The organism is Maribacter luteocoastalis, from assembly GCF_048890225.1.
Classification (GTDB): domain Bacteria; phylum Bacteroidota; class Bacteroidia; order Flavobacteriales; family Flavobacteriaceae; genus Maribacter; species Maribacter luteocoastalis.
Map to the genome: position 1 here is coordinate 112,720 of NZ_JBMFZG010000002.1, position 19,449 is coordinate 132,168.

Sequence of the window (19,449 nt, forward strand, 5' to 3'; positions counted from 1 at the left end):
TTGTTTCGAAGTTCTAAATTTAAATTATATGAAAACCATTATAGTTGTTGGAAATGGAATGGTAGGCTATAAATTTTGCGAGAAATTTGTGGCCAAGGCTGAAAGTTCCCATTATAAATTGATTGTATTTGGAGAGGAACCACGGGCCGCTTATGACCGTGTTCATCTCAGTGAATTTTTTGAGAACAAAGATGCAAAGGCTTTGGAGATGGCTTCATTGGACTGGTATGCCGAAAACCATATAGAGCTTATGGTTAACGAAAGGATTACCGATATTCATAGAAGAACGAAGACAGTTACCACAGCGACCGATAAAGAGTATCCTTACGATTATTTAGTGCTGGCTACTGGTTCTTCACCTTTCGTACCACCCATTCAAGGTGTGGAAAAGAAAGGTGTATTCGTATATAGGACTATTGAGGATTTAGAAGGTATGTTGGCCTATGCGGAAGAAATAAAAAAAATCAAACCTGATGGCAAGGCGGCCATTTTAGGCGGTGGCCTTTTAGGCCTAGAGGCAGGCAAAGCGGTCATGGATATGGGGCTAGAGCCACATATAGTGGAATTTGCACCAAAACTTATGCCTAGGCAATTAGATGCAAGAAGTAGTAATGTTCTTCAGCTTACCTTGGAGAACATGGGCATTAACATTCATTTGGGGAAGGCCACCAATAGGATATTGGGGAATGGGTCAATTGAGGGAATGGATTTTGGTGAAGATGACAGTTTAAATGTTGATATGTTGGTGGTTTCAGCAGGAATTAGACCAAGGGACGAATTGGGTAAGACTTGTGATTTGGAAATGGGTGTACGTGGAGGAATAATTGTAAATGACAAAATGCAAACTTCTGACCCTGATATTTTTGCAATCGGCGAGGTGGCATTATACAATCAAATGATTTATGGCTTGGTTGCTCCCGGGTATGAAATGGCAGAGGTTGCCGTAAATCAAATCCTTGACAATGTAGAGGTGGTTATGAAGAAAGAGATAGATATGTCTACAAAGTTAAAACTCATTGGTGTTGATGTCGCAAGTTTTGGCATTCCGTATATGCCTGCCTCAAAAGGACTTTCTATCATTTATGAAAACAAGACTAAAGGCATTTACAAAAGAATCAATGTAAGTCATGATGGAAAGACCCTTTTGGGGGGCATCATGGTTGGCGATGCTAATGATTATAGTATACTGCACCAAATGTACCTTAATAATTTGCCACTACCGGATAATGCCGAGGAGTTAATTGTTGGCTCAAGGGGAGAAGGTGGTTCGGCTTTTGGTAGTGCCATGGATCTCCCAGATACCGCGGTAATCTGTTCTTGTGAGGCGGTCACAAAAGGGGCTGTTTGCTGTTCTGTTTTGGAAGATGGCCATGAAACGGTAAAAGCCGTGGCCAAAGCTACCAAGGCCACAACCGGATGTGGTGGCTGTAAGCCCATGGTCGCAGATTTAGTAAAAGAGAGCCTAAAGACTCTTGGCAAAACGGTAAAAGAACGCATCTGCGAACATTTTGACTATTCTAGGCAGGAACTTTTTGATATTGTAAAGCTAAAAGGAATCCAAGATTACGATATATTATTGGATGAGGTAGGAACAGGAAATGGGTGTGAGGTTTGTAAGCCTGCAATTGCAGCAATTTTTGCCAGCATATTTAATGAAACAGCCAATAGGCAAGAAACCATACAAGATAGTAATGACAGATACTTGGCAAATATCCAGAGAAATGGAACGTATTCAGTAGTGCCCAGGGTTGCAGGCGGGGAAATTACCCCTAAGCAACTGATCTCCATGGGTAGGATTGCCAAAAAATATGATTTGTATACCAAAATAACCGGGGGTCAGCGTATTGATATGTTTGGCGCCAAACTTCATGAATTGCCCCTGATCTGGGAAGAGCTTATTGCGGAAGGTTTTGAAACCGGACAAGCATATGGCAAATCCTTAAGAACGGTTAAAAGTTGTGTAGGCTCCACATGGTGTAGATATGGGATGGATGAAAGTGTAAGCTTTGCCATTGAGATAGAAAACAGATATAAGGGAATACGGTCGCCACATAAATTAAAAGGCGGGGTTTCTGGTTGTATAAGGGAATGTGCGGAGGCCAGAAGTAAGGATTTTGGTTTCATAGCCGTGGAAGGAGGGTGGAATGTTTATGTAGCCGGAAATGGCGGGGCCAACCCAAAACATGCAGAACTATTGGCAGAAAAGGTGGATAAGGAAACGGCTGTAAAATATGTAGATCGATTTATTATGTTTTACATAAAGACCGCCCCACCGCTAACTAGGACAGCGGCATGGTTGGAAAAACTTGAAGGAGGCATTACTTATTTGCAGAATGTGGTCAAAAATGATTCACTGGGAATTTCTGAGGAACTGGATAAAGAGATGCAAACCTTGGTTGATTCCTATAAATGTGAATGGACAGAAGCTATTGAAAATCCAGAAATTAGAGCTAGATATACCCATTTTGTAAATTCCGAAGAAACGGATAATAATATTGAGTTTGTTTCCCTGAGGGAACAAAAAATGCCTAAGGAATGGGCATAAGAAAAGAATAGTAACTGGTTGAATTTCTAAACGAAGTAAAAATGATCACAAATTTAAATACCTACGAATCTGTTTCCTTGGAACAAACCAAAGTATGGTTCAAGGCTGCCGAGACCAATAAATTCCCTAAAAATGGAGGGGCATGCATAAAATACAAGGATAAACAAATCGCTGTCTTTAATTTTACCAGGGAAGGGAAATGGTATGCATGCCAGAATCTTTGTCCACATAAAATGGAGATGGTATTGTCAAGAGGTATGATTGGTGAGGAAAATATGGAACCAAAGGTAGCTTGCCCACTGCATAAAAATACGTTCTCATTAAAAACCGGCGAAAATTTGAACGGGAGTTTGGATGCTATCGCAACCTATCCAATTAAGATTGAGGACGGTTATGTATATATCGGTTTTTTAGAATAGTGGTTAAAGTCAATTTCACATTGTAACTTATGGCAATATTGTATCTTAGTTTAAAATAATACTATGGCAAATTCCAATAAATTGGAACTGGCTTTTCTCCTTTTTGATAAGGCAAATACCAAAGACCCCAATGTAGAAGAGTATTTAGGCAAAGCATACCCTAAAGAGTTGCTTTATGCCATCAGGATGACAGAAAAACTAAACACGTTTAAACCAGATGCTTCAGAAGCATTAAAATTAACTGCCCGTTGCCAGCATATTTGTAGATGGGAAATTCCTAGGGAATCCTATGAGATGAATCGTGCTGGTTATTTAACATGGAGACAAGACCTTAAAAAATTCCATGCGGAAAGGGCCAGTTCTATTTTAAAGGAAGTTGGATATGATGAGGAAACCATAGAAAAAGTTAGATTCCTTTTAGAAAAGAAGCAGTTAAAGAAGAATGAAGATACCCAAACATTGGAGGATATCATTTGTTTGGTGTTTTTGGAGTTTTATTTTGAACCATTTGCACATGGCCATCCAGAAGAAAAAATAATAGATATTTTACAAAAGACCTGGCGCAAAATGTCAAATGAAGGGCAAGCTGCTGCCTTAGAACTTCCGCTTTCTAAAAAATCGTTGACCATCATTAATAAAGCACTAAATTCTTGATGCAACCTAGGGGATATGATGAAGGGTAAAGATCAACAAGCATTGGATACGGAAACCTTTAAAAGGATTCGTAAATGGTATTTGTTGGCCTTGGCAGGAATTGCCTTAACGATAGTAGTGGCTCAAATATTGATTCAGTTACATTTAAATTCACAATTAAATGATTCAAGGGTTATTAATATTGCGGGGAGACAGCGTGCCTATAGCCAAAAACTGGTGAAAGAAGTATTATTGTTAGATGGTTTGACAGAAAATAATGAACGAGATCAAATTCTTTCAGAAATACAGGGGACTTTAAAAGTTTGGGAAGTTTCGCATCAGAATCTAAAATCGGGTACTTTGTCAATGAGCCTGTCTACTGAACAACAACCTAGATTAAATTCCTTGTTCAATGAAATTGACCCACATTTTAAAGCAATGTCAAGTGCTGTTGAATCGCTTATAAATGAAAAGAATAGTACGCCAGAAAACTTCACCGAAATTAAGGGAATACTGCTAGAAAATGAGCGTAGTTTTTTACAAATAATGGACGATATCGTTAACGAATATGATGAAAGAAGCAAAGAAAAACTTCAAAACTTAAAACAGAAGGAATATTTTCTACTGGTTTTTTCTTTGGGCATTTTGCTTTTGGAGATGTTGTTCATATTTAAGCCGCTGTCAATCCAGATTGGTCGTACGATCTCAAATTTATTGCGTACAAAGAATGAATCCGATTTAAACAGTAAGCGGGTGGAAACCTTGTTGGTAGAGAAAGAAAAATCCCTTCAAGAACTTCAGGAGCTAAATTTTATTATAGACAATGCCGCTCTTTTTGCAAGTGCCCGTAAAGATGGCAGTGTTGTTTTTATAAGCAAAAAGTTTCTTGAGTTATTAGGATTATCGGATAACCAGATTAACAAGCCAATTTCAGAAATATTGACGGTGGAATTAGGGCAACAACAATACCTAAAGGAAGTATTTAAAAGCACACGAAAAAATATAATCAGATCAGAGGAACTGAAGATCAAAACCATTGATGGATCACATTTTTGGTTGGATATGTCTATTGTACCAATTCATCAATCCAGTACAAAGCATAGTATTCTAATTCTCTGTTCAGATATTACGGAACGTAAGCAAAACCAGTTAAGGATAGAGGAACTGACAAAGCAAAATTTTGAGGAAAGAATGCTCCAAAAGAAAATGCAGGCAAGTCAAATAGTAGAAGGCCAGGAAGAGGAGCGTAAACGTATTTCAAAGGACATCCACGATGGTATAGGTCAAATGTTAACAGCCTTAAGATTCAATATTGAGTCAATTGATGTTAATGAGAAAGGGAAAACGGGCGAGAAAATAGAATATTTAAAATCCTTGACCGCTGATTTGATAAAAGGGGTACGTACGGCCACTTTTAACTTAACCCCTCCAGAATTAAAGGACCATGGTGTTTTCCCCGCATTACATAAGATGACAATCGAACTCTCCAAATTAACAGGGAAAACTATACTGTTTGAAAACAGGACAGAAGATAATATTCGGTTTGATTCCCTGGCCGAAACCAACATATACAGGGTTACACAAGAAGCTGTTAACAATGCAATTAAATATGCACAGGCAAATTATATTCTGGTGACCATAAATTTTAAGGAAGATGTTCTTAGTGTGGTAATTGATGACGATGGCAAGGGTTTTGACACCTCAATTCTAGGCAAAGCGCCAAAGAATAATAGTGAAGGTGGCATGGGACTGTTTTTTATGAAAGAAAGAATTAGTTATATAAATGGTCGTTTGTTCATTAATTCTGAGTTGGGTAAGGGAACAAGGGTGACTATAAATTATAAAACAAATAAAGAAAAAGTCTTATATGGAGCGTAATGAACTTTATCCAATTTTTTTAAAAGTCTCACAATTGAATATTTTGATTGTTGGTGGAGGGAATGTGGCTTTGGAAAAACTTTCCTTTTTACTCAAATCTAGCCCTAACGCCAAGGTAGAGATGGTATCGCCAATGTTTAGGGAGGAAACTATAACATTGGCAAACCGTTATGGTGTTAAAATGTATTCAAACATGTATGGCGACCAGTATTTACAGGATAAACACATGGTGGTGGCTACTACAGATGATGTTAAGGTAAATGAGCAGGTATACCACGATTGTAGACAACGTAGCATTCTTGTAAACGTTGCCGATAATCCCCCATTTTGTGATTTTTATATGGGCGGGATCGTGACCAAGGGCAATGTAAAAGTGGCTATTTCCACAAACGGAAAATCTCCGACCACAGCAAAAAGGTTACGCCAGTTTTTTGAGGATGTAATTCCCGAAAATATAGATGATTTGGTTAAAAACCTAAATGAATATAGGAAGACAATTAAAGGGGATTTTGAGGAGAAAGTAGAAACATTGAATGAGTTTACAAAGGGTCTGGTAAATAAAAAAATGAAGGATGAAAGTTAGAATAAAAGGGAACTCGGTCCGCTTTAGGCTTACAAAGACCGAGGTGGATACATTTTGCACTAAAGGATATATTAAAGAGGAGACCAATTTTGATGGCAAGAAATTTGGCTATGCATTACAGGCGGATGTTGATGTAAAATTGCTCGATGCCGATTTTGCTGGCGATACTATCACCATGTACCTTAATAAAAAGGAAAGTTTACTTTGGGGGCAAAGTGAAAGGGTGGGATTTAGTTGTGTAGTTAGAACTAAAAAAGGCAACGCACTTTCACTTTTACTGGAAAAGGATTTTGTTTGTATGGATGAAACGGTAGAAGACCAGTCCGACAACTATCCAAATCCTAAAGCTATTTAGAGGAAAATGAAAACCACTGCCCTAACCATAGTATGCAGACTGGACATTGTCGATAGGATTCCTTTGTGAAATTTTGATTTGAACTGCCCAGCCAATTAGATTTCATATCAAAACAACAAGTGGTGGACTATGGTTTTGCCTTTTCTTTATCGTATCACAAAAATTCTCGGTGATTAATGGAGGTTTTAAATTTTACGGGCATTCTAAAATATAATTTTCAATTCATTTCCATAAAATAATCGGTAGCCTTAAGGTTCTTTAAATCCAGATTACCATACAGTTAATCAAAAAAATAAAATAAAATACTGTTAATGTAGTTATTGTATCGTATAAATCCCCCCAAGTCATGAAATACAGTAAACAACTTTGGATAGTAGTTTTTTTTGTGGGTGTTCTAACGCCACAATTTTCTTTCACTCAGTGCAGTATATTTAAAAGTGAGATCAAAGACGTTCAAGAATATATGAACCAAGTTGCCCAGCTTACAGATTCGTTAAGCACTTCATTGGAAATTGCAAGCTTTGACGCTAATTCAAGGAATGCCAGAAAAAATGCTAACATAGCTAAGAAGTTGTTAGGAGAGGCCGTAAACATAGCTTATGACGCATCTGAAAAAATGGAAGAGGCTTTTTATTATTCAGAACAGTGTGGAACAAAGGATGTATTAAGCAATACGATTGCCTCGGAAAGACAAACTGTGGATACTAGAAATGTCATAGATGAAGCTTTTGAGAATGCAAAAAAAGGCATAACGGCCAATACCCTTGGAAACCTTCAATATTACATGAGGATTACCCAACGGTTGTTAAGAAATGTCAAAGATTCGGCAGAACAAGCCGCGTACTTCGCAGATATGGCTCATTATAGCTGTGAACACAATGAGGACCAAGTGTTTGGGAGTAACAAGTAGGGCTAAATTTAACTCAACATAATTAGAAAAGCACCCAATGCGGTAAGTACTAAGATCATCTTTCTAAAAAAGACCTCATTTATTAACTTAATGATACGGATACCTACAAAGAACCCGATAAATATGCCGGGCAAAAGTTTAAGGTTCAACGAGAGACTTTCCATTGATATGGTGTTCCACACAAAAATGTGGAAGGGCAACTTAATGATGTTTACAATTAAAAAAAGCCAGGCCGCCGTTCCTATAAAATGATTTTTGGGCAGGCGCATAGCCAAAAAATAAATATTACTAAAGGCACCCGCAAGGTTGCCAACCATGGTAGTGATACCCGCAACAATGCCTATTGAACTGGAAAAAGCCCAATGGGTTGGTACAGTTTTCACCTTTTTTCTATCCCACCAATACATCATGACAACAGTGATAATAATGATAATGGCCATTCCTATTTTAAATATTTTTTCTGGAAGGTCCTTCCCTATAAATACGCCAATAATGACACCGGTAACCATCCATGGTAACACCTTAAAAACATAGTGCCATTGGGTATGTCTATTATAGTAAATAACCGCAAAAATATCCGCTAAAATAAGTAGGGGTACGACCATGCCTGTAGATTCCTTGGCGCCAAAGGCCAAAGCCATGAAGGTTACGTTGATAACCGCAATACCTTTAATACCTGCCTTGGACATGCCAATTACAAAGGCGGCCATAGTAGCAAGTATCCAAGATGTTAAGCTTATATCCATTGATTAATTTAAGAAGACTGGGCGAAAATACACAAACTACAAAAGTATCCTAAATTATTATATCTTTAGTGACCAACAAATAACCAAACCATGGAATTAAGCACTTTGGACTATAGTTTCATTATAGTCTTCTTTTCACTTGTCTTAGGAATAGGAATTTATGTTTCAAAAAAATCCGGGAAGAACTCTTCCGAATTCTTTTTATCTGGGCGAACTATGCCCTGGTGGCTATTGGGCCTGTCAATGGTAGCAACAACATTTTCTACAGACACACCCAATCTGGTCACAGATATTGTTAGAACCAATGGGGTGTCGGGTAACTGGGTGTGGTGGTGTTTCTTAATCACAGGGATGCTTACCGTATTTGTTTATGCTAAACTTTGGCGTAAGTCCAACGTTAATACAGATTTGGAGTTTTATGAAATGCGATATGGGGGCAAACCAGCTAGTTTTTTAAGAAAATTCAGGGCGGTTTATCTTGGCGCTTTGTTCAATATCATTACTATGGCATCAGTGACATTGGCCGCTATTAAAATTGGAGGCATAATGCTTGGCCTAGAACCTTGGCAAACTGTTGTTGGCGCCGGCTTGATTACGGTTGTGTTTAGCGCGCTTGGTGGATTTAAAGGAGTGGTTTACACCGATTTTCTACTGTTTTTTGTGGCAATGGCGGGAGCAATAGGCGCTGCATATTATTTAGTGAACATTCCAGAAGTAGGCGGCGTTGCCGCCTTAATGGAAAATGAAAATGTTGCCGGTAAATTAAATATTTTACCAGATTTTGATAACACTAAAGTGTTGATTACCCTTTTTATTATTCCAATAGCGGTACAGTGGTGGAGTTCTTGGTATCCAGGGGCAGAACCCGGCGGCGGTGGGTATATCGCACAACGTATGCTTGCGGCTAAAAACGAAAACCACGCAATTGGGGCAACTTTCTTTTTTAATATTATGCATTATGCGTTACGTCCATGGCCTTGGATTTTAGTGGCTTTGGCATCGTTAGTGGTATATCCTGACATTGCCAGTATCGCTGAGGCATTCCCAAATGTGGCGGAAAGTAAGTTGGGACATGATTTGGCCTATTCCGCCATGTTAACTAAGCTTCCCAGTGGACTTTTAGGTGTAGTTTTGGCTTCTTTGATTGCTGCATATATGAGTACGATATCCACACAATTAAATTGGGGCTCTTCTTATATTGTATTTGATTTTTATAAGCAACAGATCAACCCAAACGCAACTGAAAAACAGATGGTGGCCGTTGGCAGGATTTCAACCGTGGTTTTAATGGTGCTAAGTGCATTATTGGCGCTAACCCTTCAAAATGCCTTTGAAGTGTTTGATTTGCTAGTCACTTTTGGCGCAGGAACAGGGCTGGTATTTATTTTGCGTTGGTTTTGGTGGCGTATCAATGCTTGGAGTGAGATTACAGCAATGTTTGTTTCTGGAATAATATCAATTTTAATGGTAAAGAGCAATCTAGGCAATTACCTCTTTGCACCAGACACCGGAGTATTTCCAGAATGGGCCAACTACCCATTTGTTGTTGTGGTAACCACTGTTATATGGGTCGCAGTAACCTTGTTGACAAAGCCCGAATCCGACGCCACCTTGCGCTCATTTTATAAAAAGATCCAACCAGGGGGACCCGGTTGGAAAAAAGTTGTAGAAAAGGCAAATCTTGATAATGAGGAAATAGTTAAGTCAGGTGAAAAATGGAGTGTTCCTGCTGGAATAACCGCCATGCTTTTGGGTGTGGTACTTATCTATTCCATTATGTTCGCCACAGGGTATTGGATTTATGGAAAAACAACTTCTGCCTTATTGCTATCTGGTGTGGCATTGGTATCAGGTACATTATTGATTAAGGCTTGGAACAAAATGAAAGACGATATACTTTAAGCATTAATATTATGAAAGAGAGAATAGTATCAGTTGATATATTTAGGGGTGCTACCATACTTTTGATGGTATTGGTTAATACGCCGGGAACCTGGACAAATGTATTTGCACCTTTTAGACATGCGCAATGGCATGGGTACACACCAACAGATTTAGTGTTTCCTTTCTTTTTGTTTATTGTAGGGACATCTATTGTTTTCTCCTATAAAAATAAATCGGTTAATTCGGCTACCTATAAGAAGATAGGTGTTAGAACCCTTAAATTAATTGGACTGGGTTTGTTTCTAGGAGCTTTCCTAATTAGTTTTCCTTTTATAAAGGAATGGTCAGAAATTCGTTTTCCTGGTGTACTGCAGCGAATTGGGGTTGTCTTCTTTTTTACATCGGTATTATTTATCAATTGTAATTGGAAAACCTTGTTGGGTATAACCATAACGTTTTTAGTTGGGTATTGGCTGTTAATGACCTTGGTTCCGGTAGAAGGAGTTGCTTCTACCTTGGAAAGAGCACCCAATAATTTAGCCAATTGGATAGACGTTAAAGTGTTTGGTTCCCACAACTATAAACCGGATTACGATCCAGAAGGCTTGTTAAGTACAATTCCGTCTATTGCGAGTTCTTTATTAGGGGTGTTTACAGGACTTGTTTTGCTGTCAAAACAAGAGAAGAAAGCAACCATTCTAATGGGTATTGGTGGAAGCCTTTTAATAGTTGGTCATTTGTGGGATATCGTATTCCCAATTAATAAAGCGTTGTGGACTAGCAGTTTTGTTTTGGTTACCGCTGGATGGGCCAATTTAATTTTGGCCTTGATCTATTATATTACGGATATCAAGAAAATTCAATTTGGGAGTATTTTTAAATATACTGGCGCCAATGCAATCATCGTATATTTCTTATCTAGTTTTATTGCCAAAATTATGGGCCAAATTCAAGTAGGGGATACATCCTTACACGGCTGGTTATTTCAAAAGATATACGTAAATAACGTTATATCAATGGAAACCTCTTCCTTGCTATATGCATTAACGGTAGTTGCATTCTATGCCTTATTGGCATATGTGCTTTATAAAAAGAAGATATTTATTAAAGTGTAATTGGTAGTACTACTTATTGTTGCATTAGTTTTGCCACATATTTACCAATAACATCAAATTCTAAATTAACTATGCTGCCAATTTTGTAGGTGCTAAAACGGGTGTGTTCATAGGTATAAGGAATTATGGCTACATCAAAAGTGTTTTTGCCAGAATTGAACACGGTCAAACTAGTGCCGTCTATGGTAATAGATCCTTTTTCAATGGTGGGATTCCCAGTTGATGCATCATAGGTAAATGAAAATAACCAACTACCATTTTCTTCCTTTATTGCTGTACACGTCCCTGTTTGGTCTACATGCCCTTGTACAATATGACCATCTAACCTTGTGCCCAGGATCATGGCGCGCTCTAAATTTACCACATCACCAATTTTTAGTTGCCCCAGATTGGTTTTCTTTAGGGTTTCAGCAATGGCAGTAACCGTGTAATTATTACCTGTGATGCCCACAACTGTTAAACAAACGCCATTATGTGATACACTTTGGTCTATTTTTAGTTCAGGGGTTATATTTGATTCTATTGTAAAATTTATATTACTACCATTGGCCTCTATAGAAGATATTTTGCCCAATGTTTCAATGATACCGGTAAACATGTGTCGTTTTATTTAAGTAATTTTGTTAATCAAATTTCATGACAAAGGTACAGATATAATGGACGAAAACGGGAAAATTAGATTAGGCATATCTATTGGGGATTTAAATGGTATTGGCTGTGAAGTAGCCTTAAAAACATTTGAGGACAGTAGGATGTTGGATTTTTGCACACCTGTGATATTTGCCTCAAACAAAACGATTTCTTTTCAAATGAAAGCCTTGAATTTGTCAATTCCTTTTCATGGTATCCAAAACGCTTCAAAGGCAATAGATGGCAAACTTAATATTGTTAATGTTTGGAAAGAAGTACCAAAGATTCAATTTGGCCAGGCCACAAAAGAAGGTGGTGAATTTGCTTTAAAGTCTTTGGTTGCCGCAGTTGATGCCCTGAAAAAGGGAGATATTGATGTGTTGGTCACGGCACCCATAAATAAGAATAATATACAGTCTGAGACGTTTAAGTTTCCTGGGCATACAGATTATTTGGCCAAGGAATTAAACGGTGATAGTTTAATGTTTATGGTAACCGATGATTTAAAGGTGGGCTTATTAACCGATCATGTTGCGGTAAAGGATGTTTCCGCGGCTATCATCCCTAGATTGATACGCGATAAGGTAAATACTATAGAAAAATCATTAATGATGGATTTTGGTATTCGCAAGCCCAAGATAGCCTTGCTTGGTATAAATCCCCACAGCGGGGATGATGGTGTTATTGGAACGGAAGACAAAGAAGTTCTAAAACCGGTAATCGAAGAAATGGCCAATATGGGACATTTAGTTTATGGCCCGTATTCTGCAGATAGTTTTTTTGGTTCTGATGGGTATAAAAAGTTCGACGCCATACTCGCAGCGTATCACGATCAAGGTTTAATACCTTTTAAAACACTTTCTTTTGGCAAAGGTGTTAATTTTACCGCTGGTTTGGATAAGGTAAGAACCTCACCAGACCATGGCACGGCTTATGAGATAGCAGGCACGGGCAAAGCGGATCACAATTCGTTCAAAGAAGCCGTTTTTATGGCATTGAGGATTTTTAGGAATCGTACGGAATATTTGCAGTTGACTGAAAATGTGCTAAAAAAACAACGCATAAAACGGTAACACATCCCTAGAATGCAAACTAAAAAAGTTATACAGATAAATAGTTGATAACTATTGCTGGTTATTAAAATAATAGTATCTTTGCACCCGCCTTTTAAGGTAATCAGTTTAAATTAAGTGTTGTACAAAATGAAGCAAAAGGAGTTTAACATTCCTTTCTCAGGATTGAAGCAAGGGAAGCACAACTTTAATTTCGAAATTGACAATTCGTTCTTTGAATCTTTTGGATACGATGAATTTAATAATGCCAAAATCGTTTTGGATGTTGTCTTAAACAAGACGGCGACGATTATGGAACTAGATTTTGAAGCTTCAGGCACCGTAAATGTTCATTGTGATATAACCAATGAGCCTTACGACCAAGAAATAACTTCAGAACTACGTTTAATTATTAAGTTTGGAGAGGAATTTAATGATGAGGATGATGAAATTTTGATTCTTCCACATGGTGAACATAAAGTGAACATTGCACAATATGTATATGAGATGCTGGTGTTGGCCGTACCTCAAAAAAGAGTACACCCAGGTATTGCGGATGGCACTTTAAAATCGGAAGCATTGGATAGGTTACAAGAGCTTCAACCAAAAGAAAAAGGCGAAAATAAAAAAGAGAACGATCCCAGATGGGACGAATTAAAAAAACTATTAACGGATAAATAAGGTTTAAATGGCACATCCTAAAAGAAAGATTTCCAAAACTAGGAGAGACAAGAGAAGAACACATTATAAGGCGGTTGCCCCTACGTTGGCTACAGATAGCGCTACAGGTGAAATGCACTTGTATCACAGAGCGCACTGGCACGAAGGAAAACTTTACTATAGAGGTCAAGTTTTAGTGGATAAAACAGAAGAGGCAGAAGCTTAATAGGCTTTAAAAAATATATAAGGTACTCCCAACTTCATTTGAAGTTGGGAGTTTTTTTTAGTTCTAAATTAATGAACTTTAGATATTTAACCGTGCTCTTAATTTTGAATAGATAATTCTTAGTAATTCATAAATTTTTAAAAACAGGTTAATTACTAATAAAAAGTCGATGAAAATCATTAATTTTCACAACTTTTGACGTGTTTTTGAACGTTTTTAAAAGAAACCATATAAAATATGACCAAAATAACAGCGGCCATTTCTGCAGTAGGAGGCTACGTTCCCCAATTTATCCTTACCAATAAAATGTTGGAGGATATGGTGGATACTAATGATGAATGGATCACTTCAAGAACAGGAATTAAAGAAAGAAGGGTTTTAAAAAAGGAAGAAGGGGAGGGAACCTCTTATTTGGCAATACAAGCTGCCACTCAACTTATTGAAAAGAGAAACCTAAATCCGGAAGAAATAGATTTGGTTATTGTTGCGACGGCAACACCAGATAGCATGGTAGCCTCAACAGCGGCATTTGTTGCCTCTGAGATAGGTGCGGTAAATGCTTTTGCCTATGATCTTTTGGCAGCATGTTCTAGTTTTCTTTTTGGGATGTCTACAGCTGCAAGTTACATAGAGTCCGGTAGGTACAAGAAAGTTCTTTTAATAGGAGCTGATAAAATGTCATCAATCATAGATTATACAGATCGTACTACGTGTATTATTTTCGGGGATGGTGCAGGTGCCGTATTATTTGAACCCAACACAGAAGGCCTAGGATTACAAGATGAGTATTTGAGGGCGGATGGAAAAGGACGTGAGTTTTTGGGAATGGAAGGTGGAGGTTCTATAATGCCAGCTACGGAAGAGTCAGTAAAAAATAGAAAACACTTCATTTTTCAGGATGGAAGATCAGTTTTTAAATTTGCTGTTTCAAATATGGCCGATGTAGCCGAGAAAATAATGATAAAAAATAACCTTTCAGATGCTGATGTAGCTTGGTTGGTTCCGCATCAAGCCAATAAAAGAATTATAGATGCAACAGCAAATCGCATGGGGCTAGATCATTCTAAGGTTATGATGAACATTCAGAGATATGGCAATACTACATCAGCTACACTGCCATTATTGCTTAATGATTATGAAGAACAACTAAAAAAAGGAGATAACCTTGTTTTTGCTGCCTTTGGAGGCGGGTTTACATGGGGTTCCATTTACTTAAAATGGGCCTATAACAATTAATACAACCAACTAAAACATTTTGAAACTATGGATATTAAAGAAATTCAAAGCCTAATTAAATTCGTTGCCAAATCAGGGGCAAGTGAAGTTAAATTGGAGACAGATGATATCAAGATTACTATAAGAACGGGCAGTCTAGTTAGCGGCAATGAACCAACGTATGTACATACAATGCCAATGACCCAGCCATCAATGCCGGCAATGTCGCCAGCACAGGCTGATCAACCAGTAGCTGCCTCAGCAACTACAGCAGCAGAGGATAAAAAGTCAGAGGACGATAAGTATATCACTATTAAGTCTCCTATTATTGGAACTTTTTACAGAAAGCCATCTCCAGATAAACCATCTTTTGTTGAAGTTGGTGATACTATCTCCGCTGGGGACGTTCTTTGTGTTATTGAGGCTATGAAGTTGTTTAATGACATTGAATCTGAGATTTCGGGTACTATCGTGAAGGTATTGGTAGATGATTCTTCACCAGTTGAGTTTGACCAACCACTTTTCTTGGTTGATCCCTCTTAACAGGAAATTAAGCTAGGTCATTAGTAATACATATTAATGATCAAGAAAAAGACTTCACATTAAAATAGTAGAAGATGTTTAAAAAAATACTGATAGCAAATAGAGGGGAAATTGCTTTACGTGTGATTCGTACGTGTAAGGAAATGGGAATAAAAACCGTTGCCGTTTACAGTAAGGCAGATGAGGAAAGCCTACATGTACGCTTTGCAGACGAAGCTGTTTGTATAGGCCCTGCACCAAGTAGCGAATCCTACTTAAAGATACCGAATATCATCGCTGCGGCTGAGATTACCAATGCAGATGCTATTCACCCTGGGTATGGTTTCCTTTCAGAGAATTCCAAATTTTCCCGTATCTGTGCGGAGCACGAAATTAAGTTTATAGGCGCCTCAGGTGACCAAATTGACCGTATGGGTGATAAAGCGACGGCCAAAGAAACTATGAAAAAGGCAGGTGTGCCGTGTGTGCCTGGTTCTGAAGGTTTATTAAAAGACGTTGCCGATGCCAAAAAAGTAGCCAAGAAAATGGGCTACCCTGTTATGATCAAAGCTACCGCAGGTGGTGGTGGCAAAGGAATGCGTGCGGTTTTCAAGGAAGAGGACATGGACGATCTTTTTAAAAGTGCCGTACAGGAAGCAACCGCAGCCTTTGGTAATGGCGGTATGTATATGGAGAAATTGATAGAGGAGCCACGACATATAGAAATACAGATTGTTGGCGATCAATATGGTAAAGCTTGTCATTTATCAGAAAGGGATTGTTCCGTACAGCGAAGGCACCAAAAATTAACAGAGGAAACCCCATCGCCATTTATGACGGACAAGCTTCGTGATGCCATGGGAAAAGCAGCGGTTAAAGCTGCAGAATTTATAAAATATGAAGGGGCCGGTACCATTGAGTTTTTGGTGGATAAGCACCGAAAGTTCTATTTTATGGAGATGAACACCCGTATACAAGTAGAGCACCCTATTACAGAGCAGGTAATAGACTATGATTTAATACGTGAGCAAATTCTTGTTGCCGCAGGGGTGCCCATTTCAGGTAAAAATTATTTTCCAAAACTGCACTCTATTGAATGCCGTATAAATGCTGAGGACCCTTATAACAACTTTAGACCTTCGCCAGGCAGGATAACAACATTACACACGCCAGGAGGACATGGTGTGCGAATGGATACGCATGTATATAGCGGGTATAGCATTCCACCAAATTATGACTCTATGATTGCCAAGTTGATAACCACCGCCCAAACAAGGGAAGAGGCCATCAACAAGATGAAAAGGGCATTGGATGAGTTTGTTATTGAGGGTATTAAAACAACAATACCATTTCACAGACAGTTGATGGACAATCCCGATTATTTGGCAGGCAATTATACCACAGCCTTTATGAACGACTTTAAGATGGACCCGAAACCGGAAGAATAAAATTAAAACTCCAACAGCAATGTTGGAGTTTTTTTATGGGATGCACTATGCGCTACTACATAGAAAAAGCAAGAATCCATTGAACACGGTAGTTGGCACCAAAATAGGTTCCCATAAGAATAACCGGCTATCTACTATTGATTTTAGTATCTTAGTTCGTAAAAGTAGTTTATCAGCAATGATGATATCCTTTTGTTGGCAATATTTAGCCCCGTCCTTAATAAAGGCTACATGATGCTTACTAGTATGTATAACAGGGACAATATAATTAGATTACATTTATTTTTAGAGCTTAAAACAGCGAATATCGGAGATAAATACACTGTCTGTTTTTAACCAGTAGCCGTATTTTGGGACGTTACTAATTGAACAAGAGCTGAATAATAACCAATAAAAAACAAAATGGCAGTAAAGAATCATATTTTAGATATGTCTCCGCTTGGAATGGTCTTTACCGTTGTAAAGAGCAAAAAAGATACAGACGGAAAATCATTGGACTTGGAGTGGGAACTATTACCAAAATGTAATATGATTGACCCATTGTATCATGTACACCCAGAAGCTATTGAAACGTATCACATACTTGAGGGAGAAATGGAGGTTTATATTAAAGACAAATAGATAAGCACAAAGAAAGGGGATAAACTAAAAGTGGATAGTGGAGTAAAACATGCATTTCGAAACTCTACGGATAAAATTGTAAAAGTCTATAACACCCATGAACCAGCTTTAAATATTGAGGACTATTTTGAAGACGTTTGTAAAGTAGTAGAATTGGCAAAAAACAGGAAAACCAACAAAGTAAGTATGAAAAACCTCAAGACCTTGTTACTATTTGGTACTCTAATGAAGAATTACAGAAAAGAAATCATTGCCGTAAATCCTCCAGATATACTTGTAAGAACCTTAGGTGTAATTGCAAAGGTTATAGGAATAAATTATAATAAAAGCCGCTAACCAAAAGCTACAACGTCATAATGCCTAAATACGATAACGCCATATAAGCGAAGCGTTATCTGAAAGCTAAAAAAAGTAGTGAACCAAAATTTCGATTTTTTGGACTAAAAGTATAATTCATTGATTATAAGTTGTTATAGCTTTATAAGTACTAATATTTAAAACATTTATCATGAAAGCAATCAAATTAGTTTTAGTGCTTATTGTGTTTACTATTAATTCTATACAAGCACAACAAAAACAACTTATAAACAATAACAATATGAAAACTTATGTAATCGAACGCAGTATTCCTGGAGCAGGAGACTTAACAGCAGAACAGTTAAAAGGAATTTCTCAAACATCGTGCACTGTATTAAAGGAAATGGGGCCAAAAATTGAATGGCAACACAGTTATGTTACTGGTGATAAAATTTACTGCGTTTACAAAGCAGAAAATAAAGAATTAATTGAAGAGCATGCGAAAAAAGGTGGTTTTCCGGCAAATTCTATAAATGAGGTTGCAACAGTAATTAGTCCAGCAACGGCTGAACAATAAAATGAATTAAAAAATAGGCCTATGCCAATTTATATGGATTTTCATGATTTGCCAAATGGTGTTTCAGCAAAAGATATTGCAGAAATGCATCAGGCAGATTTAAAAATTGAGCACAAATATAATTGTCGTGGATTAACCTATTGGTGTGATGAAAGAAGACAAACCGCATTTTGCTTAATAGAAGCTCCTAATGAACAAGCAATCAAAGAACTCCATGAAAAATCACATGGCGCTGTGCCACAACGTATAGTTGAAGTTAGTGAAAGACTCGTTGAATCCTTTTTAGGTCGTATTGAAGACCCTAAAAAATCACAGAACACTAAGCTCAATATTATTAACGATTCGGCTTTTAGGACATTATTGGTGGTTAATATCAATAGGCAGGTTTTAAGAACTGAAAATATTGAAACTTTACATGTTGCAATTCGTGGTTATAATAAATCAATAATTAACATTATTAATAGTCAGAATGGACGTGTCGTCAAACACGAAGCTAATTCATTTTTAATGTCATTTACCTGTGTTACAAATGCTGTTGAAAGTGCAATTAAAATTCAAGAATTGTATAATTGTGCGCTAACTCCAGATTTAGAATTTAACATAGGCATTAGTGCTGGTGTTCCAGTAACCCAAAATAAAGGTATTTTTCAGGACACCATAAAGGAAGCCAGTTATATGTGTTATATAATTAAAAGCAAAATAATTCTATCTCCAGAAGTGAAAGATTTATATGAAAGTGAAAATCAAAACAATCCAATTAATATAAAAGGTGTTATCTCATTAACTCTTGCTGAAAAGAAATTTGTAGTTAGGTTACTTGACTATACAGAAACTGTCTGGACAGATTCAAAGACAAGGGCATTGGATTTTAGTAATTATTTAGGCTTAAGTAAATCAAAATTGTACAGGATAATGATGTCTATAATTGGAAAATCTCCAAACAGTTATTTAAAAGAATATAGATTAAATAAAGCACTTAGTTTATTAGACAAACATTTATCCAATATTTCTGAAATTGCCTATCAAACAGGCTTCAGTAGTCCAACGTATTTTTCAAAATGTTTTTATGAAATGTATGGTATTTTACCTTCTAAATATAATAAGTTGCAATTCGAATCAGGTAATTCATAAGT

Annotated in this window: 21 protein-coding genes; 19 read left to right on the forward strand and 2 right to left on the reverse strand. The window is 37.4% G+C overall.

What is annotated here, in order from left to right; genetic code table 11:
• Positions 1-28: 28 nt before the first annotated feature.
• The 7 genes from nirB to ACOCEA_RS05035 all read left to right on the forward strand — a co-directional run bounded on the left by nirB (position 29) and on the right by ACOCEA_RS05035 (position 7,323).
• Entirely contained in the window at positions 29-2,545 is a 2,517-nt protein-coding gene (gene nirB, locus ACOCEA_RS05005) for a nitrite reductase large subunit NirB (RefSeq protein ID WP_420755114.1), read from the forward strand.
• A 41-nt stretch (positions 2,546-2,586) separates the two neighbouring features.
• On the forward strand, positions 2,587-2,964 hold the full coding sequence (nirD, locus tag ACOCEA_RS05010; RefSeq protein ID WP_420755115.1) for a nitrite reductase small subunit NirD: 378 nt from the start codon (positions 2,587-2,589) through the stop codon (positions 2,962-2,964).
• Between the two features lie 63 nt (positions 2,965-3,027).
• Positions 3,028-3,618: a DUF4202 domain-containing protein gene (locus ACOCEA_RS05015; protein WP_420755116.1), complete on the forward strand. Its 591-nt coding sequence runs from the start codon at positions 3,028-3,030 to the stop codon at positions 3,616-3,618.
• Positions 3,619-3,633: 15 nt separating this feature from the next.
• The gene (locus ACOCEA_RS05020) at positions 3,634-5,475 is read left to right on the forward strand and encodes a sensor histidine kinase (protein WP_420755117.1); all 1,842 of its coding nucleotides are present in this window, start codon (positions 3,634-3,636) and stop codon (positions 5,473-5,475) included.
• Positions 5,465-6,058, forward strand: coding sequence for a precorrin-2 dehydrogenase/sirohydrochlorin ferrochelatase family protein (locus ACOCEA_RS05025; RefSeq protein WP_420755118.1), 594 nt, complete (start codon positions 5,465-5,467; stop codon positions 6,056-6,058). The genes ACOCEA_RS05020 and ACOCEA_RS05025 overlap by 11 nt, the downstream gene beginning before the upstream one ends.
• The gene (locus ACOCEA_RS05030; RefSeq protein WP_420755119.1) at positions 6,048-6,413 is read left to right on the forward strand and encodes a DUF7009 family protein; all 366 of its coding nucleotides are present in this window, start codon (positions 6,048-6,050) and stop codon (positions 6,411-6,413) included. Before ACOCEA_RS05025 ends, ACOCEA_RS05030 begins: the two co-directional genes overlap by 11 nt.
• 346 nt (positions 6,414-6,759) lie before the next feature.
• The gene (locus tag ACOCEA_RS05035) at positions 6,760-7,323 is read left to right on the forward strand and encodes a hypothetical protein (RefSeq protein ID WP_420755120.1); all 564 of its coding nucleotides are present in this window, start codon (positions 6,760-6,762) and stop codon (positions 7,321-7,323) included.
• Positions 7,324-7,331: 8 nt separating this feature from the next.
• Here the strand turns inward: ACOCEA_RS05035 and ACOCEA_RS05040 are convergent, their stop codons facing one another.
• Positions 7,332-8,069: a sulfite exporter TauE/SafE family protein gene (locus ACOCEA_RS05040; RefSeq protein ID WP_420755121.1), complete on the reverse strand. Its 738-nt coding sequence runs from the start codon at positions 8,067-8,069 to the stop codon at positions 7,332-7,334.
• A gap of 90 nt (positions 8,070-8,159) precedes the next feature.
• Between ACOCEA_RS05040 and ACOCEA_RS05045 the strand changes: the two genes are divergently transcribed.
• On the forward strand, positions 8,160-9,971 hold the full coding sequence (locus ACOCEA_RS05045; protein ID WP_420755122.1) for a sodium:solute symporter family protein: 1,812 nt from the start codon (positions 8,160-8,162) through the stop codon (positions 9,969-9,971).
• Between the two features lie 11 nt (positions 9,972-9,982).
• Positions 9,983-11,068: an acyltransferase family protein gene (locus tag ACOCEA_RS05050; protein WP_420755123.1), complete on the forward strand. Its 1,086-nt coding sequence runs from the start codon at positions 9,983-9,985 to the stop codon at positions 11,066-11,068.
• A 13-nt stretch (positions 11,069-11,081) separates the two neighbouring features.
• Here the strand turns inward: ACOCEA_RS05050 and ACOCEA_RS05055 are convergent, their stop codons facing one another.
• A complete protein-coding gene (locus ACOCEA_RS05055; RefSeq protein WP_420755124.1) occupies positions 11,082-11,666 on the reverse strand; it encodes a riboflavin synthase in 585 nt (194 codons plus the stop codon).
• A 58-nt stretch (positions 11,667-11,724) separates the two neighbouring features.
• On the opposite strand from ACOCEA_RS05055, the gene pdxA reads away from it, so the two are divergent.
• The 10 genes from pdxA to ACOCEA_RS05105 all read left to right on the forward strand — a co-directional run bounded on the left by pdxA (position 11,725) and on the right by ACOCEA_RS05105 (position 19,447).
• Positions 11,725-12,771, forward strand: coding sequence for a 4-hydroxythreonine-4-phosphate dehydrogenase PdxA (pdxA, locus tag ACOCEA_RS05060; protein WP_420755529.1), 1,047 nt, complete (start codon positions 11,725-11,727; stop codon positions 12,769-12,771).
• A gap of 129 nt (positions 12,772-12,900) precedes the next feature.
• Entirely contained in the window at positions 12,901-13,431 is a 531-nt protein-coding gene (locus ACOCEA_RS05065) for a YceD family protein (protein ID WP_420755125.1), read from the forward strand.
• A gap of 7 nt (positions 13,432-13,438) precedes the next feature.
• The gene (rpmF, locus tag ACOCEA_RS05070; RefSeq protein ID WP_420755126.1) at positions 13,439-13,636 is read left to right on the forward strand and encodes a 50S ribosomal protein L32; all 198 of its coding nucleotides are present in this window, start codon (positions 13,439-13,441) and stop codon (positions 13,634-13,636) included.
• 237 nt (positions 13,637-13,873) lie between these two features.
• Positions 13,874-14,872, forward strand: coding sequence for a beta-ketoacyl-ACP synthase III (locus tag ACOCEA_RS05075; RefSeq protein ID WP_420755127.1), 999 nt, complete (start codon positions 13,874-13,876; stop codon positions 14,870-14,872).
• 27 nt (positions 14,873-14,899) lie between these two features.
• Positions 14,900-15,394 carry an acetyl-CoA carboxylase biotin carboxyl carrier protein gene (gene accB / locus ACOCEA_RS05080; RefSeq protein WP_420755128.1) on the forward strand — a complete coding sequence of 165 codons (495 nt, stop codon included), beginning with the start codon at positions 14,900-14,902 and terminating at the stop codon, positions 15,392-15,394.
• A 74-nt stretch (positions 15,395-15,468) separates the two neighbouring features.
• On the forward strand, positions 15,469-16,821 hold the full coding sequence (accC, locus tag ACOCEA_RS05085; RefSeq protein ID WP_420755129.1) for an acetyl-CoA carboxylase biotin carboxylase subunit: 1,353 nt from the start codon (positions 15,469-15,471) through the stop codon (positions 16,819-16,821).
• A 402-nt stretch (positions 16,822-17,223) separates the two neighbouring features.
• A complete protein-coding gene (locus tag ACOCEA_RS05090) occupies positions 17,224-17,442 on the forward strand; it encodes a cupin domain-containing protein (RefSeq protein WP_420755130.1) in 219 nt (72 codons plus the stop codon).
• Between the two features lie 30 nt (positions 17,443-17,472).
• Positions 17,473-17,778, forward strand: coding sequence for a hypothetical protein (locus tag ACOCEA_RS05095; RefSeq protein WP_420755131.1), 306 nt, complete (start codon positions 17,473-17,475; stop codon positions 17,776-17,778).
• 172 nt (positions 17,779-17,950) lie between these two features.
• A complete protein-coding gene (locus tag ACOCEA_RS05100) occupies positions 17,951-18,316 on the forward strand; it encodes a DUF4242 domain-containing protein (protein ID WP_420755132.1) in 366 nt (121 codons plus the stop codon).
• A gap of 21 nt (positions 18,317-18,337) precedes the next feature.
• Positions 18,338-19,447: a nickel-binding protein gene (locus tag ACOCEA_RS05105; RefSeq protein ID WP_420755133.1), complete on the forward strand. Its 1,110-nt coding sequence runs from the start codon at positions 18,338-18,340 to the stop codon at positions 19,445-19,447.
• Positions 19,448-19,449 lie beyond the last annotated feature (2 nt).